The following is a 16,089-nucleotide window of genomic DNA, read 5'->3' as shown; positions in this document are numbered from 1 at the left end:
TCTAGGACAAACCCCCTGGGCCGCACGGGCGCTTCACCGTGCGGCACAGGGGGCGCATGTCACACCTTGAGGTACTTGCGGAGCGCGAAGAGCGCCGCAACTGCGGGCATCAGAAGCCCGATCGCCAGGACCAGGGGCAGTTTGGTGATGACCGCGTCCCAGCCGATGAAGTCGATCAGATTCAGCTTGCTCTGCAGCGAGAGGCCGGCGTCGATGAGGAAGTAGCGGGCCCCTATGAGCAGAACACAGGCCAGCAGACCGCCGATCAGCCCGGCGAACGCCGCTTCCATGATGAACGGCATCTGGATGTAGAACCCGGAGGCGCCGACGAGCCGCATGATGCCGGTCTCGCGTCTCCGGCTGAACGCCGACACCCGGACGGTGTTGACGATCAGCATCAACGCGATGACGAGCATCAACGCCATGACGCAGAGGGCCGCCACGTTCATGCCGTTCATCAGCTCGAAGAGGTTGTCCAGGATCGATCTCTGGTCCTGGACGGACTGCACCCCGGCTCTTCCGGCGAAGGCCGTGGCGACGACCTTGTACTTCTCCGGGTTCTTCAGCTTGACGCGGAAGGACTCCTGCATCTGGTCGGGCGTGATGTTGCCCGCCATCGCCGTGTCACCGAACTGGTCCTGGTAGTGCTTGTACGCCTGGTCGATATTCTCGAAGGTGACGGTGTCCACGGCCGACATCTTCTTGAGGTCCTGCTCGATCTCCTTCTTCTGCGCGTCCGTCACGGCGCCGTTGGAACACTTGGGCATGTCCAGGGCGTCGTTCTTGTTGCAGAGGAAGATGGAGACGTTGACCTTGTCGTACCAGTAGTCCTTCATCGTGCTGACCTGCTCGCGGAGCAGCAGCGCGCCGCCGAACAGGGCGAGCGAGAGGGCGACGGAGACCACGACGGCGAAGGTCATCGTGAGGTTGCGCCGAAGGCCGACGCCGATCTCCGACAGGACGAACTGGGCGCGCATGGCGTCCTTTCAGTACTCGATGCTCAGATGCTCAGTGCTGGTGGCCGCTCAGTGCTGGTAGCCGTAGACGCCACGCGTCTGGTCCCGCACGAGTCGGCCCTGTTCCAGCTCGATGACGCGCTTGCGCATCTGGTCGACGATGTTCTGGTCGTGGGTCGCCATGATCACGGTGGTGCCGGTCCGGTTGATCCGGTCCAGCAGCTTCATGATGCCCACGGAGGTCTGCGGGTCGAGGTTGCCGGTCGGCTCGTCGGCGATCAGCAGCATCGGCCGGTTGACGAACGCCCGCGCGATGGCGACGCGCTGCTGCTCACCACCGGAGAGCTCGCCGGGCATGCGGTCCTCTTTGCCGCCGAGGCCCACCAGATCGAGCACCTGCGGCACGGCCTTGCGGATCTCGCCGCGCGGCTTGCCGATGACCTCCTGGGCGAAGGCCACGTTCTCGGCGACGGTCTTGTTGGGGAGGAGGCGGAAGTCCTGGAACACCGTGCCCAGTTGGCGGCGCATCTGGGGCACCTTCCAGTTGGACATGCGCGCCAGGTCCTTGCCGAGCACGTGGACCATGCCCTGGCTCGCGCGCTCCTCACGGAGGATCAGGCGCATGAAGGTGGACTTGCCGGAGCCCGAGGAGCCCACCAGGAAGACGAACTCGCCCTTCTCGATGTCGAGCGAGACATCGCGCAGTGCGGGGCGGCTCTGCTTCGGGTAGGTCTTCGAGACGTTGTCGAATCGGATCACGGAGGCACCATGGTCGGCCGGGAGTATGTGTGCGTGACCCTACGCGAATGCGTCCCGACCGCGCAGGCGGCGTCTACGGATGGGTGATTTATGGCGGAACATGAGCCGTAACATGTCGCCGCCGGTCCACGTGCCGGACCGCGCGGACGCCCTCCGCGCCCTCGTCGGTACAGCGAGTGACCGTCGTCGGGACCGCCGTACGGAGGGTCGCAGGCCACCTCCACCCGGTTCTCCCCGACGGGCCGCGCCGAAAGACGCGGGAGCTGGCACAGTGGTAGGGGGAACGGTCACGCTCCCCAAAGCGTTGTGCGGACGGACAGCCGGGCGTGAGAGAACGGCCGAGGACGATTCCGCCGCGCGGGAGGAGGAGTGCGCATGACCTACGACAGACTGGTGTGCGCGAACTGCGCGGCGCCCGTGAGCGAGGGCCGCTGCCCCGTCTGCCGGGCGAGCCGCGAGCGCCTGCGACAGCAGGACGAGGGCCCCTTCGGCGGGATGAACCCGATGCTGCTGATCGCCCTGCTGGTGGTGCTGGTGTGCGCGGTCGCGCTGCTGGCCCAGCAAGTGGCGTAGGGCCCGCGCCTCCCCCGAGCCGGGGGGCCCGATCCGGAGACGGTGCCGGGGCGGTCCCACTGCCGCGCTGTGCCGCCCGTACGGCTCCGAGGATCGTGCCTGCCCGGGGGTCGGGTCACCGCACCCCCTCAAGGCGTCTCGCACGCGCTGAGGGCCCGAGGAGCATCTCAGCTCCTCGGGCCCTCAGTGGTGTGACTGTGCCCCGCCTACGAGCCGATGGCCCGGAGGGTGGTGGCTCAGACGGCGGTGCGGCCGCCCGCCAGACGCGGCAGGAAGCGGAAGCCGATGCCGCCGGCGATCATCGTCGCGGCGCCGAGGAGCAGGAACGTGGTCTCGGCCGCACCGGTCTCGGCCAGCTCGTCCTTGCCCTTGCCCTGCTCGACCGGCTGGTTGCCGACGCTGTCCGTGTCGGTGTTGTCGACGCACTCGGCACCGTCGAGGTCGACGGTGCAGGTCTCGTCGGAGCCGCCGGTGGACGCGCCACCGTCGGAGCCCGTCGAGCCCGTGGTGCCGGTCGTGCCGGAGCCGGTCGTGCCGGAGCCGGTGTCGCCGCCGGTGGTGTAGCCACCCGTGGTGCCGGCGTCGGTGGAACCGTCGGTGCCGGCGTCGGTGGAGCCGTCGGTGCCGGCGTCCGTCGAACCGTCCGTACCCGCGTCGGTGGAGCCGTCGGTGCCCGCGTCCGTCGAACCATCGGTGCCGGCGTCCGTGGAGCCGTCCGTACCGGCGTCCGTCGAACCGTCCGTACCCGCGTCCGTCGAACCGTCCGTACCGGCGTCCGTGGAGCCGTCCGTACCGGCGTCCGTCGAACCGTCCGTACCCGCGTCCGTCGAACCATCCGTACCGGCGTCCGTGGAGCCATCCGTACCGGCGTCCGTCGAACCATCGGTGCCGGCGTCCGTCGAACCATCGGTGCCGGCGTCCGTGGAACCGTCCGTACCCGCGTCCGTCGAACCGTCCGTACCGGCGTCCACGGCACCCGCGTCGGTGCCCTCGTCGCCGCCGTCCACACCGACGAACGAGGTGCTCTCGGGCGTACCGAACGCCTGCGCCGCACCCGCGGCGGTCAGGGAAGCGCCGGCTGCGATGATCGCACCGGCCGCTATGCGCGCGATACGTACGCGCGTCTTCTTCGTCATCTGCTGCTACCCCCAGTAGCCGATCTCGTCAATGGAGCAGCACGGTGGGGATCCGGCTCTGCGGGGTTTGCTCCGAACCGGGCCGCGCATCTCCGCGGTCGTCCGGTCCGCCCCCACTCACACCCGTCCCAGTCAACGCGTGCTGCTCCAGCACCCTGACCAGAGTTGAGGATTACGTCAAGGGCGTTGCGGGCGATTGGTGTTGCCGTGGGGCTTCTGACGGTTATTCAACCCCCCGACTGTGACGCAATCCCCACGTCCCCTCCCCCGCGCCACGGACCGCGCTCCCGCCCCTCGGACCGCGTCTCCGCCCCACGGACCCCGCATCCCGGCAGGGCCCGCGTAGCCCGCCTCGCCGGAACGGGGAAGGGCCCGGACGAGAGATCCTCGTCCGGGCCCAACTGCCGTACGCGTACGGTTACTTCTCACCCTGCTTACGCCAGCGGATGCCCGCCTCGATGAAGCCGTCGATCTCACCGTTGAAGACCGCTTCGGGATTGCCCATCTCGAAGTCGGTACGGAGGTCCTTGACCATCTGGTACGGGTGCAGGACGTACGAACGCATCTGGTTGCCCCAGGAGTTGCCGCCGTCGCCCTTGAGCGCGTTCATCTTGGCCTGCTCCTCCTGGCGGCGACGCTCGAGGAGCTTCGCCTGGAGGACGTTCATCGCGGACGCCTTGTTCTGGATCTGCGAGCGCTCGTTCTGGCAGGAGACGACGATGCCGGTCGGCAGGTGGGTCAGCCGCACCGCGGAGTCGGTGGTGTTGACGCCCTGACCACCGGGGCCCGAGGAGCGGTACACGTCCACGCGCAGCTCGGACTCGTCGATCTCGATGTGGTCGGTCTTCTCGACCACCGGCAGCACCTCGACGCCCGCGAAGGACGTCTGGCGGCGGCCCTGGTTGTCGAAGGGCGAGATCCGCACGAGGCGGTGGGTGCCCTGCTCGACGGAGAGCGTGCCGTAGGCGTACGGAATCTCGATCGCGAAGGTGGTCGACTTGATGCCGGCCTCTTCGGCGTACGCGGTCTCGTAGACCTCGGCCTTGTAGTTGTGCCGCTCGGCCCAGCGGAGGTACATGCGCTGGAGCTTCTCGGCGAAGTCGGCGGCGTCCACGCCACCGGCCTCGGCGCGGATGGTGACCAGGGCCTCGCGGGAGTCGTACTCGCCGGAGAGGAGGGTACGGACCTCCATTTCGTCGAGCGCCTTGCGGACCGATTCCAGCTCGGTCTCCGCCTCGGCGAGGGCCTCGGCGTCACCCTCGTCCTGGGCGAGTTCGAAGAGGACGGAGAGGTCGTCGATGCGACCGCGCAACGTCTCGGTCTTGCGGACCTCGGCCTGGAGGTGGGAAAGCTTGCTGGTGATCTTCTGCGCCGCGTCCGGGTCGTCCCAGAGGGAGGGTGCCGCCGCCTGCTCCTCGAGCACGGCGATGTCCGCCCTCAAGGAGTCCAGGTCCAGGACGGCCTCGATCGACCCCATGGTGGACGAGAGGGACTTCAGCTCTTCGGAAATATCGACGACTGCCACGGGTCCAGCGTAACGGCTGGACGAGTGAAGCTCGCCCTCCCCCGGCTCCGGGCGCCGTATCCCTGGTCCGGGACGGCTTCCGGGACCGCTTCCGGCAGGGCTGCCGGAACGGCCGGGCGGCCGGGTCGCCCTGCGGCGGGAGCGGCCCGGGGCGGCGTCCGGGGCTCAGGGCGCGTCGGGCGCGGAGCTGCTGCTGTCCTGCGGGATGGAGCCGGCGTCGTCGCCACCGGTGACCAGCCAGCCGCCCACCGCGACCGCCGCGACGAGCACGACGGTGGCGGCGCCCAGGGTGAGGCGGCGCTTGCGGACGGCTGCGGACTTGTTCCGGGCCGAACCGGGGCGCGGGCCGGGGGACCGTGGGGCGCGGGCGGTGCCGAGCGGTCCGCCGGCGAGTTCGTCCGGGCCGGGCACCCGCATGCTGGTGTGGGTGTCCCGGTTGGAGTCGGGGGCCGACCCGGGGACCAGTGGTACGGCGCCGCGGCGCCGCGGTTCGGCGGCGGGGGTGTACTGCTGCTCGTCGTACTCCGGGCGACGTTCCGTTTCGTCTTCGCCCGGCTCGTCCACCTCCAGCGGTCCGATGCCCGCCAGCAGCGGCAGCAGCTCCCGCAGCCGGCCGCCCAGCTCTCCGGCGCGCAGCCGGGAGGCCGGTGCCTTGGCCAGGCACTGGACGAGCAGCTGCCACAGCTCCTCGGGGATGCCGGGGAGCGGGACGACGGTCTCCGTGACGTGCCGGCGCAGCACCGCGCCCGGGTGGCCGCCGCCGAACGGCGTGAACCCGGCGAGCAGCTCGTAGAGGACCGTGGCGAGGGCGTAGATGTCGACGGCGGCGCGCGGCGGGAGGCCTTCGACGATCTCGGGGGCCAGGTAGTCGGGCGTGCCGATGATCCGGGTGGCCCGGGTGCGCAGCGGGGTGTCGATGAGCTTCGCGACACCGAAGTCGGTGAGGAGGGCGGGGTGCGACCCGCCGGGGCCGAGCGGGCCCTCCATGTCGAGCAGGATGTTCTCCGGCTTGACGTCCCGGTGGATCACTCCGGCGGCGTGCGCGGCGGCGAGCCCGTCGGCGACGTCCGCGACGATCGCGACGGCGGCCTCCGGGGCGAGGCGGCGTTCGCGGTCCAGCCGGGTGCGCAGGTCGGTGCCGCGCACCAGGCGCATGACCAGGGCGAGGTCGTTGCCGTCGACGACGAGGTCGTGGACGGCGACCACGTGCGGGTGGTCGAGCCCGAGCAGGGCGGTGCGCTCCTGGACGAAGCGGCCCACGAGCTCCTGGTCGGACGCGAGGTCCTCGCGGAGGAGCTTGATGGCGACGGGCCCCTCGGGCCCTTCGCCGAGCCACACCGTTCCGGCGCTGCCGCGCCCCAGGATCTGGTGGGCGGTGTACCGGCTGCCGATATTCCGTGCCAAGACTGCTCCCTCAGCGGCTGGCGGTGAACCCCGGTCGACAAAGTTACGCGGCGACCGGGGGGTTCCGTGCCCCGGACGGCGCCAACCTTCCCCTCCAGGGCGAAATGCGGGGGTAAGGACCCCGAAGGAGTCGACAAAGGTACAGAGTTGATGCGGTGCGGAGACGCTGCCGAGACGGAGCGGAGACCTGGCCGGAGGGTCCGGGGTGCCCGCGCGCGGGGCGTCCCGGCCCCTCCGGGGCGGCGGGGGCTTGCGTCACACCGCCGGTTCGGGGCGCCGGATCAGGCGCTGCCGCCGCCGAGGTCGGAGATCCAGCCCGTCACCGAGCTGATGGCGTCACCGATCGCCTGCCAGTACCCCTTGCCCTGGGCGACCCAGTCCTGAAGCGGCGTCAGCTCCCAGATGAGCCAGCCCGCGACGATGAGCAGCACGATGGTGAAGAGGCAGCCCTTGAGGCAGCCGAGCCCGGGGATCTTCATGGGGTTGGCGCTGCGCTGCCGGGGCTGGCGCGGGGCGGGTGCCTGCGGCTGCTGCGGGGGCGCGTACTGCTGCCGGCGCTGAGGCTGCTGCTGCGGCTGTTGCGGCGCGTACTGCTGGGGCGCGTGGTTCTGGCGCTGGGGCTGCTGCTGCTGGTAGCGCTGCGGCTGTTGCTGCTGCGGCGGGTACTGCTGGTGCTGGGGGCGCTGCTGCTGGGGCTGCTGCCGCTGCGGGGGCTGCTGCGGCTGCTGGCGCTGGGGGCGCCGGCGCAGCGGGTCGTCGGCCGGGTCGAGGTACTGGACCTGGGTCTGCTCGTTGCGGTCGCGCGCGGCCTGGAGCTGGGACTGCCAGGGGTGGGCGGGGTCCTGCTGCGGCGACCCGTCCGGGCGCTGCGGCACCGGCGGCAGGACGGCCGTGGGGTCGGCCGCGCCGCCCGGGATCTGCTCGTGCCGCATCACGCTGGTGGCGGCGTTCGGGTCGTACCCGCCCGCGCCGAAGGGTCCGCCGGTGTTCGGCAGCACCTGGGTGGGGTCGGCCGCGCCGGGCGTTTCCGGTACGGGCGCGGGGTCCGGGTCCGGGGCGAGGAGCGCACCCACCCCGTCGGCGGCGGCGATCTGGGCGGAGTTGGCGTGCACGCCGATGCCTGCGGCGACGGTACGCAGCGCCCGGGCCAGGTTCTCGGCGCTGGGCCGCCGGTCGGGGTCCTTGCTCAGGCAGCGCTCGATGACCGTCCACAGGGGTTCGGGGACGGTGGAGGGGCGGCGGGGCTCCTCGCTGAGGTGGCGGTGGAGCACCTCCAGCGCGGTGCCTCCGGCGAACGGCGGCCGGCCGGTGACCAGCTCGTACAGCAGGATTCCGGCGCCGTAGATGTCGACGGCGGAGGTCTGCGGGCGCCCCTCGGCGGACTCGGGGGCGACGTACGCGGGTGTCCCGACGAACTCGTGGGTGCGGGTCAGCCCCGGGGAGTCGGCGAGCCGGGCGATGCCGAAGTCGGTGAGCATCGGGCGCATGGTGCCGTCGCGCTGGTCGAGCAGGACGTTGGCCGGTTTCAGGTCGCGGTGGACGACCCCGTCGGCGTGACTGGCGGCGAGCGCGTCCGCGATCTGGGCGGTGAGCAGGGAAGCGGCGACCGGGGTCAGCGGGCCGTTCTCCCGGAGGTAACGGTGCAGGTCGGGGCCGTCGACGAGGTCCATGACCAGCGCGAGGAGGTCCCCTTCGACCACCAGGTCGCGGGTGCGCACGATGTTCTCGTGGGTGAGCCGGAGCAGCACGGAGCGCTCCCGCAGGAACCGCATCACCACATCGGCGTCGTTGGCGAGCTCCTCCTTGAGGACCTTGATCGCCACGGTCTCGCCGGGCTGCCCGGCGACGGCCGCCTCGGCCCCCGCGGTCTCCCGCTGGCGGGCGCGCCAGACGGTGCCCGTGGCGCCGCGTCCGAGGGGCTCTTCGAGCAGGTACTTGCTGCCTACGGGCCGCACGTCATGCGCTCCCTGCTGGTTGTGGTGACGGTGGTCGGTGGGGGGCCCACTCTAATGGTGCCGAACCGGCCGCCGACGGGTCGCGAACGGGCTGTGTTCACGGGGTGACACGCCAGTTTCCGGCCATTTCCTGTTGCCCTTCGACAGCCCCCGGAACCGTCCCGTGTCCCGCTCCCGGGAAGACGCGGAGGGCGACCGGCCGGTTGCCCGTCGGGTGTCCGTACGTCTGCCCACTCCGTGGCCCCGGCACGCGGAGGCGTCATCAGAACCGTCCGAACCCGGGCCAAGCAGGTGCTTTTGCGCCCACACCCGACCAATCAAGATCACTTATGCCTGACCCGTGGGCGTGTTGCCGGTGGCAGGTGCGAGGATGCCTCCAGCACGGAACTGCGGGAGCGGGAGCCCTGCGGTACGTGACGACCCGTACCGGACGACGCGTCCGCGCCGGGTGGGGGGCATCACAGGGAGGCCCCCTGCCGGGCGACCCGCAGAAGGGATCGCAACGGCGATGCAGATCCGGCTGACCGTCCTCGCGCCGCGCACCGGCCACACACCGGCACGCGCGTGCGACGTCCTGCTCACCGCCCCGGCGGCCACCGCGCTCGCCGCCGTGGCCTCGGCCCTCGCCTCGGCGGTCCAGGGCCCCGAGGGGTCACTGGGCGGTGGCGCGGTGATCCTCTTCGCCGGGCGGGAGCGGCTGGACGCCCAGCGCCTCTCGGTCGGCGAGCCGCCGCTGGTCGACGGGGCGGTGCTCTCCCTCCAGTCCCCCGGTGAGGACGAGCCGTCCTCGGACGACTCCGTCCCCGCCCGGTTGCACGTGGTCGCGGGCCCCGACGCGGGCGGCGTCCATCTGCTGCACGGCGGCCAGATCAGGATCGGCCGCTCCGCCGATGCGGACGTGCCCCTCGACGACCCCGACGTCTCCCGGCTGCACTGTGCGGTCACCCTCTCCGGCGACGGCCGGGTCACGGTGGCCGACCTCGGCTCCACGAACGGCACCTCGCTGGACGGTGCCGAGATCGGCACCCGGCCGGTCCCGCTGTCCGCGGGCGCCCTGCTGCGGCTCGGCGAGTCCACCCTCCGCCTCACCACCGGCCCCCGCCCCCCGGCGCTGGCCACCGCCCCGGACGGCGAGGGACATCTGCGGGTGGCCCGGCCGGAGCCGGAGGCTCCCGGCGACGGCGGGCCCGACCCGGCCCACGGACACGGGCCGTTCGCCGAGGAGACCCGGCCGTCCGGCCACGACTCGCCGTACCGCCAGGAGGACGCCGGACCGTCCCCCCGGTCCGGCGCGGAGCCGCCCCGGCGCGGCGGCATAGGCGCCTGGGCCCGTCGGCTGGCCGGTGGCCGCGCCGACCACGAGGCCCCGGACACCCGGGCCGCGCCCGCCCCCGGGGCCGCCTCCGGGCATTCGGGGTTCCTGGCCCCCTCCGCCCCCGCGGGCACCTGGCCCGACCCCGCGACGGTGCTGCTGACCGCGCTCGGCCCGGGGCCCCGGCTCTGGGAGCGCGACCCCGGCCACCCGGAGGCGCTGGCCCTGCGGCTCGGCACGACCGACCAGGCGGAGCTGCCCTCGGTGCCGGTGACGGTCGGGCTGCGCGAGGCCGGTTCGCTCGGGCTCGCCGGCCCGTGGGAGCGCCTCACCGGGCTGGCCCGCTCCGCGGTCGCCCAGCTCGCAGCCCTGCACTCCCCCACCGACCTGGAGATCGTGCTGATCAGCACGGACCGCAACCGCACTGCGGACGAGCGGCGGAACGCCTGGTCCTGGCTGGGATGGCTGCCGCATCTGCGGCCGATGCGCGGACAGGACTGCCGGCTGCTCCTCGCGTACGACCGGGAGCAGGCGGCGGCCCGCACGGCGGAACTGGTCCGCCGACTGGACGAGGGCCCGCTCGGCCCGGGGTGGCCGCACGCCGGGCGCGCCGCGGTGGCCGAGGCCGCCGAGGCGTGGACCGGTCCGTACACCGTGCTGGTCGTGGACGGCGACCCCGGGACGGCGGCGCTGCGGGAGACGACCGCACGGCTGGCGAGCGCGGGCGCGGCGGCCGGAGTCCATCTGATCTGCCTCGCGGAGACCCCGCCGGCCTCCCCCACCTCCCCGGTCACCGCGACCTACGAGGCCGCCTGTCACGCCTCCCTCGCCTTCCGCGAGTGCGGGGCGGTCGCCATGCTCAGCGGGGACGTCGCGACCGCGCTCCGGCTGCTGCGCACGGCCGGCGGCCAGGTCGCGGGGCACGGCACGGTGGCGACCGTGGACGCGGTGTCGCCGGCCTGGGCGGAACGCTTCGGCCGGGCGCTGGCCCCGCTGCGGGACGAGGGCCCCGGCGCCGCCGCCGACCTCGCGAAGACCGCCGCGCTGCCGCCCTCCTCCCGGTTGCTGGACGAGCTGGGTCTGGCCCGGGCCACCCCGGCGTCGCTGATGGCCCGTTGGGCGTCGACGGCCGAACGCCAGCCCGGCGCCTCGGCCCGGCCGACCCCCACCCCGTCCTCGGGGCGGCTCCGCAACCCCGAGGACACCCCGAGCCCCGGCCGCACCCTCAGCACGGGCCCGCTCCGCACCACGCCCCTGGTGGGCGGCCAGCGCACCGACTCCCCCGACTCCGGCCGCACCCCGTACCCCGGGACCCCCGACGCCCGTACCGACTCCGGCCGCACCCCGTACCCCGGCGCCCCGGCGCGCGGCGCGGGCGGCACCCCGTATCCGGCGCCCGCGCCGCGTACGGACTCCGAGCGCACCCCGTACCCCTCCTCCGCCGCACTTGTCGCGGCCGGTGAAGGGGCCGGGGGGCAGGCCGGGCGGCCGGTGGTGGTGCTGGGGGCCGGGCCCCGGGGGCCGGTGAGTGTGGACCTCGCCGACGAGGGGCCGCACCTGCTCGTGGAGGGGCCGCCGGGCAGCGGGCGTACCGAACTGCTGCGGGCGGTCGCCGCCTCGCTCGCCTCGGCCGCCCGTCCCGACCGGCTCGGCATCCTGCTGGTGGACGGTGCCGGGGCCGGCGGGGAGAGCGGCGAGCCGGGTGAGGGGCTGCGCCCCTGTACCGAACTGCCGCACGTCTTCTCCTACTTGTCGGCCTCCGATCCGGTCCGGATGCGGGAGTTCGCCCGGGCGCTCGGCGGTGAGCTGAAGCGCCGGGCGGAGCTGCTCGACGGGCTGGACTTCAGCGAGTGGCACATCCGGCACGAGGTCTCCCGCCGGCTCGTCGGCCAGCGCCCGCCGAGCTCCTCCGAGCAGCGGGGCAACCCCGACAACCCGGCCACCTCCTCCACCGGCACCCTGCGGCTGCGGACCACCGATCCGCGGGCGGTGGACCCGGGTCCGTCGCCGCTGCCCCGTCTGGTGGTGCTCGCCGACGACTTCGACGCGCTGGTCGCCCCGGCGCTCGGCAGCCCGGGGCGGCCGGCCGCCGGGTCCGTGGTGCGGGCGCTGGAGGCCGTGGCGAGGGACGGCGGGAGGCTCGGGGTGCACCTGGTGGCGTCCTCGGGCCGCCCGGAGCGCACCGAGGACACCGAACTGGCGCGCGGCGCCGGGCTGCGGATCGTGCTGGACGCGCCGGTGCTGCCGCCCTCGCCGGACGAACCGGCACCGGGGCGGGGCAGGCTGGGGCATCCGGACGGCCGAGTCACCCCGTTCCAGGGCGGCCGCGTGACGGGCCGCATCCCGCGCACGGCGACCCTGCGTCCGACCGTCGTGCCGCTGGAGTGGGAGCGGATGGGCGATCCGCCGACCCGGCGACCGGTCCGCGAGCTCGGCAACGGGCCGACCGACCTGGCGCTCCTCGCCAGTGCGCTGGAGCGCGCGGCGCGTTCGGTGAACGCCGAGCGGCTGCCCCCGCTGCCGCCCGTCTCCTCGTGAGGTGCGACCGGTCCGCCCGTTGCCCGGCTCGCGGACCGGTCCTCCTGCCCCCTGTCCGCAGGGTGCGCGTTTCCTCCTGAAACGGGATCACGAGCAGGTCACGATCGTCCGCCCTGCCCCCTCGGCGGTATTGCGGGCGCTGCGCGCTCCGGCGTAGGACTGTGCCTCGGACGACGCGGTACTCGCACAGCGGCGTGCGGACGCGCGTCGCCGGGAAACGGGGCAAGAGATGCGCAGAACGCGACAACTGGGCCGGACGGCTGCGGTGTTCGCAGCCGTGGGCGCGCTGGCGCTGGCCGGCTGTTCGGGCGGCTCGGACGACGACGAGAGCGGCAAGGGCGGCAAGGACGCCACGGCGGGCGCGACCGAGTCGCCCGCGTCGACCGTCGCGCTACCTCGTCTGGACGGGGAGAAGATCTCCGTGGCCGCCGTGTGGACGGGCCAGGAGCAGCAGAACTTCACCAAGGTCCTGGACGAGTTCGAGAAGCGGACGGGGGCGACGGTCACCTTCGTCCCCGCGCAGGACCCGATCGTCAACTTCCTCGGTACGAAGATCGCGGGCGGTCAGCCGCCGGACGTGGCGATGATCCCGCAGGTGGGCGCGATCCGGCAGGCCGTGGCGAAGAAGTGGGCCAAGCCCGTCGGCGCCGAGGCGCGGGCACAGCTCGGCCAGAACTACGCGCAGGTCTGGCAGGACCTCGGTGCCGTGGACGGCACCCAGTACGGCGTGTACTACAAAGCGGCTAACAAGTCGCTGGTCTGGTACAACGCCAAGGCGTTCGAGAACGCGGGCGCGAGCGAGCCGAAGACCTGGAAGGACTTCCTCGCCACCGCCGAGACCGTGTCGGCCTCCGGGATCACCCCGGTGTCGGTCGGCGGTGCGGACGGCTGGACGCTGACCGACTGGTTCGAGAACATCTACCTCTCCCAGGCGGGCCCGGAGAAGTACGACAAGCTGGCGAAGCACGAGATCCCGTGGACGGACCCGTCCGTGAAGGACTCGCTCACCATGCTGGCGCAGCTCTTCGGCAAGCCGGAGCTGATCGCGGGCGGGGCTTCCGGGGCGTTGCAGACCGAGTTCCCGGCCTCGGTGACCCAGACGTTCACCGGCGGGGACCAGCCGAAGGCCGCGATGGTCTTCGAGGGCGACTTCGTCGCCGTCAACATCGCGGAGACCGACGCGAAGATCGGTACGGACGCCAAGGTGTTCCCGTTCCCGGCGGTCGGTGCCGACTCCCCGGTGGTGACCGGTGGGGACGCGGCGGTGGCGTTGAAGGACACCAAGGGCGCCCAGGCGCTGCTGACCTTCCTGGCGTCCACGGACGCGGCGAAGATCTCGGCGGGAGCGGGCGGGTTCCTCTCGCCGAACAAGTCCCTGGACCCGGCCGTGTACCCGAACGACGTGCAGCGCACGATGGCGCAGGCGCTGATCGGGGCCGGGGACGACGTCCGGTTCGACATGTCGGACCAGGCGCCGCAGTCTTTCGGCGGGACGCCCGGAAAGGGCGAGTGGAAGATCCTCCAGGACTTCCTGAAGAGTTCGAAGGACATCGCGGGGACCCAGCGGGCGCTGGAGTCCGCTGCCGCCGAGGCGTACAAGAGCTGACGCGGTGACGACAGCGACGACGGGGGGCGCCGGTGCGGTGCCCCCCGCCCACCCGGTCCCCCCGTCCCCCGGCCCTCCGTCGAAGGCCCGGCGGTCCGGGCGCGGTGTCACGGGCTCGCGCAGAGCCGTCGCGGTGGCGTTCCTGCTGCCCGCGCTGGTGCTGCTGGGCGCGTTGGTGGTCTATCCGATCGCCTACTCCGTCTACCGCTCGTTCTTCGACCAGGCGGGCACCGGCTTCGCGGGGCTCGACAACTACCGGACGCTGTTCACGGACGACACGATCCGTACGGCGGTCAAGAACAACCTGATCTGGGTGGTCCTGGCACCGACGGTCTCCACCGCACTCGGTCTGATCTTCGCGGTGCTGACCGAGCGCATCCGCTGGGGCACGGCGTTCAAGCTGATCGTCTTCATGCCGATGGCGATCTCCATGCTGGCCGCCGGGATCATCTTCCGGCTGGTGTACGACGAGGCCCCGGAGCGCGGGGTCGCGAACGCGGTCTGGGTGGGCGTGCACGACACGTTCGCCGAGTCCGCCGGCTTCCCGAAGGCGCACCCGCTGCCGGTGCACCCGCTGAAGGCGGGCGGTGGCGGCTCGTATCTGACGAAGACGCCGGTGCGGGCCGGCGTCCCGGTGCTGCTGCCGCTGGTGGGAGTCGTACCGGAGAAGATGCCGGGCGACGCGGAGCCGGCCCGTACCCCCGTGCCGGACGGCGACCGGATCACCGGCACCGCCTGGCTGGACTTCACCAGGGGCGGCGGCGGGAAGCCCAACTCGGTCGACCCGAAGGAGCTCGGCCTCAAGGGCATCGAGGTCGAGGCGGTCAAGGACGGCAAGGTCGTCGCCCGTGCGAAGGCGGGCGCGGACGGGACCTTCTCGCTGCCCGCGTCCGCCGCGGGCGCCGTCCTGCGGTTGCCCGCGGACAACTTCCGCGAGCCGTACAACGGGGTCTCCTGGCTCGGCCCGAGCCTGGTCACCCCCGGCATCATCGGCAGCTACATCTGGATGTGGGCGGGCTTCGCGATGGTGCTGATCGCTGCGGGCCTCGCCGGTCTGCCGCGCGAACTCCTCGAAGCGGCGCGGGTGGACGGGGCGAACGAGTGGCAGGTGTTCCGGCGGATCACCGTGCCGATGCTGGCACCGGTCCTCGCGGTGGTACTGGTCACGCTCATGATCAACGTGCTGAAGGTCTTCGACCTGATCTTCATCATCGCGCCGGGCTCCTCCCAGGACGACGCCAACGTCCTCGCCCTCCAGCTGTACCGCTCCTCGTTCGGCACGGACGCGGACCTGGGGGTCGGCAGCGCGATCGCCGTCCTCCTGCTGCTGCTGGTGATCCCGGTGATGGCCTTCAACATCCGGCGGATACGCAAGGAGGGGCGCCGATGACGGCCCCGGTCACGACCCCCGCGGCGAAGGCCGTCCCGTCGCTCGCGGCGCGGATCGCCGCACGGGCCGGCGGCGGGGTGATGCGGGTCTTCCTCGTGCTGGTGGCCCTGTTCTGGCTGATGCCGACGATCGGGCTGCTGCTCTCCTCGCTGCGGGACGGCAAGGACATCGCGGCGAGCGGGTGGTGGCAGGTCTTCACCACCCCGTCCCAGCTGACCCTCGACAACTACCAGCACCTGCTCTCCGACCCGGCCATCACCGACTCGCTCTTCTCCACCGTGATGATCACCGTGCCGTCCACCCTGCTGGTGGTGGTGATCGGCTCGTTCGCCGGTTACGCCTTCGCCTGGATGGACTTCCCGGGCCGTGACTGGTGGTTCCTGGTGGTCGTGGGGCTGCTGGTGGTGCCGGTGCAGGTCGCGCTGATCCCGGTCTCCAAGCTCTTCGGCACCCTCGGGATCTTCGAGACCACCCTCGGCGTGGTCCTCTTCCACACGGCCTTCGGCCTGCCGTTCGCGATCTTCCTGCTGCGGAACTTCTTCGCGGAGATCCCGCGCGAACTCCTGGAGGCCGCCCGGCTCGACGGGGCGGGCGAGATCCGGCTCTTCACCCGGGTCGTGATGCCGCTCGGGGGCCCGGCCATCGCCTCGCTCGGGATCTTCCAGTTCCTCTGGGTCTGGAACGACATGCTGGTCGCGCTGATCTTCGCGGACTCGGGCAACCCGCCGATCACGGTGGCGCTCCAGCAGCAGGTACGCCAGTTCGGCAACAACATCGACGTGCTGGCGCCCGGGGCGTTCGTGTCGATGGTCATCCCGCTGGCGGTGTTCTTCGCCTTCCAGCGGCAGTTCGTGTCGGGGGTGATGGCGGGGGCCGTCAAGTAATAGCCCCACGTCAGCCACCGGGAGGCCCGCGCGTGCGGTACGCGCGGGCCT

Annotated in this window: 11 protein-coding genes; 5 read left to right on the top strand and 6 right to left on the bottom strand. The window is 72.4% G+C overall.

The features are described from left to right. Window positions 1–59: 59 nt before the first annotated feature. The gene (ftsX, locus tag ACFYPN_RS31185) at window positions 60–977 is read right to left on the bottom strand and encodes a permease-like cell division protein FtsX (RefSeq protein ID WP_358760346.1); all 918 of its coding nucleotides are present in this window, start codon (window positions 975–977) and stop codon (window positions 60–62) included. 48 nt (window positions 978–1,025) lie between these two features. Continuing rightward, the gene (gene ftsE, locus ACFYPN_RS31180; RefSeq protein ID WP_358760345.1) at window positions 1,026–1,715 is read right to left on the bottom strand and encodes a cell division ATP-binding protein FtsE; all 690 of its coding nucleotides are present in this window, start codon (window positions 1,713–1,715) and stop codon (window positions 1,026–1,028) included. 375 nt (window positions 1,716–2,090) lie between these two features. Here ftsE and ACFYPN_RS31175 point away from each other — a divergent pair, with 375 nt between their 5' ends. Beyond that, a complete protein-coding gene (locus tag ACFYPN_RS31175) occupies window positions 2,091–2,288 on the top strand; it encodes a hypothetical protein (RefSeq protein ID WP_358760343.1) in 198 nt (65 codons plus the stop codon). Between the two features lie 236 nt (window positions 2,289–2,524). Here the strand turns inward: ACFYPN_RS31175 and ACFYPN_RS31170 are convergent, their stop codons facing one another. From ACFYPN_RS31170 to ACFYPN_RS31155, 4 genes are all read right to left on the bottom strand, one after another. Continuing rightward, window positions 2,525–3,424, bottom strand: coding sequence for a hypothetical protein (locus ACFYPN_RS31170; protein WP_389302922.1), 900 nt, complete (start codon window positions 3,422–3,424; stop codon window positions 2,525–2,527). Between the two features lie 418 nt (window positions 3,425–3,842). Beyond that, a complete protein-coding gene (gene prfB / locus ACFYPN_RS31165) occupies window positions 3,843–4,949 on the bottom strand; it encodes a peptide chain release factor 2 (protein ID WP_358760339.1) in 1,107 nt (368 codons plus the stop codon). 165 nt (window positions 4,950–5,114) lie between these two features. Then, a complete protein-coding gene (locus ACFYPN_RS31160; protein ID WP_389302920.1) occupies window positions 5,115–6,353 on the bottom strand; it encodes a serine/threonine-protein kinase in 1,239 nt (412 codons plus the stop codon). Between the two features lie 281 nt (window positions 6,354–6,634). Then, window positions 6,635–8,308: a serine/threonine-protein kinase gene (locus ACFYPN_RS31155; protein WP_389302917.1), complete on the bottom strand. Its 1,674-nt coding sequence runs from the start codon at window positions 8,306–8,308 to the stop codon at window positions 6,635–6,637. A gap of 508 nt (window positions 8,309–8,816) precedes the next feature. Between ACFYPN_RS31155 and ACFYPN_RS31150 the strand changes: the two genes are divergently transcribed. The 4 genes from ACFYPN_RS31150 (at window position 8,817) to ACFYPN_RS31135 (ending at window position 16,038) form a co-directional block, all read left to right on the top strand. Next, window positions 8,817–12,158 carry an FHA domain-containing protein gene (locus tag ACFYPN_RS31150; RefSeq protein ID WP_389302915.1) on the top strand — a complete coding sequence of 1,114 codons (3,342 nt, stop codon included), beginning with the start codon at window positions 8,817–8,819 and terminating at the stop codon, window positions 12,156–12,158. A 229-nt stretch (window positions 12,159–12,387) separates the two neighbouring features. Beyond that, window positions 12,388–13,764: an ABC transporter substrate-binding protein gene (locus ACFYPN_RS31145; RefSeq protein WP_358760331.1), complete on the top strand. Its 1,377-nt coding sequence runs from the start codon at window positions 12,388–12,390 to the stop codon at window positions 13,762–13,764. Window positions 13,765–13,768: 4 nt separating this feature from the next. Continuing rightward, window positions 13,769–15,154: a sugar ABC transporter permease gene (locus ACFYPN_RS31140; protein WP_358760329.1), complete on the top strand. Its 1,386-nt coding sequence runs from the start codon at window positions 13,769–13,771 to the stop codon at window positions 15,152–15,154. Then, window positions 15,151–16,038: a carbohydrate ABC transporter permease gene (locus ACFYPN_RS31135; protein WP_358760327.1), complete on the top strand. Its 888-nt coding sequence runs from the start codon at window positions 15,151–15,153 to the stop codon at window positions 16,036–16,038. Before ACFYPN_RS31140 ends, ACFYPN_RS31135 begins: the two co-directional genes overlap by 4 nt. Window positions 16,039–16,089: the final 51 nt, after the last annotated feature.

Origin of the sequence: Streptomyces sp. NPDC005576, assembly GCF_042871745.1 — a bacterium.
Lineage (GTDB): Bacteria > Actinomycetota > Actinomycetes > Streptomycetales > Streptomycetaceae > Streptomyces.
Note: the sequence above shows the minus strand (reverse complement) of the source record. Positions and strands in the feature narration are given on the sequence as shown.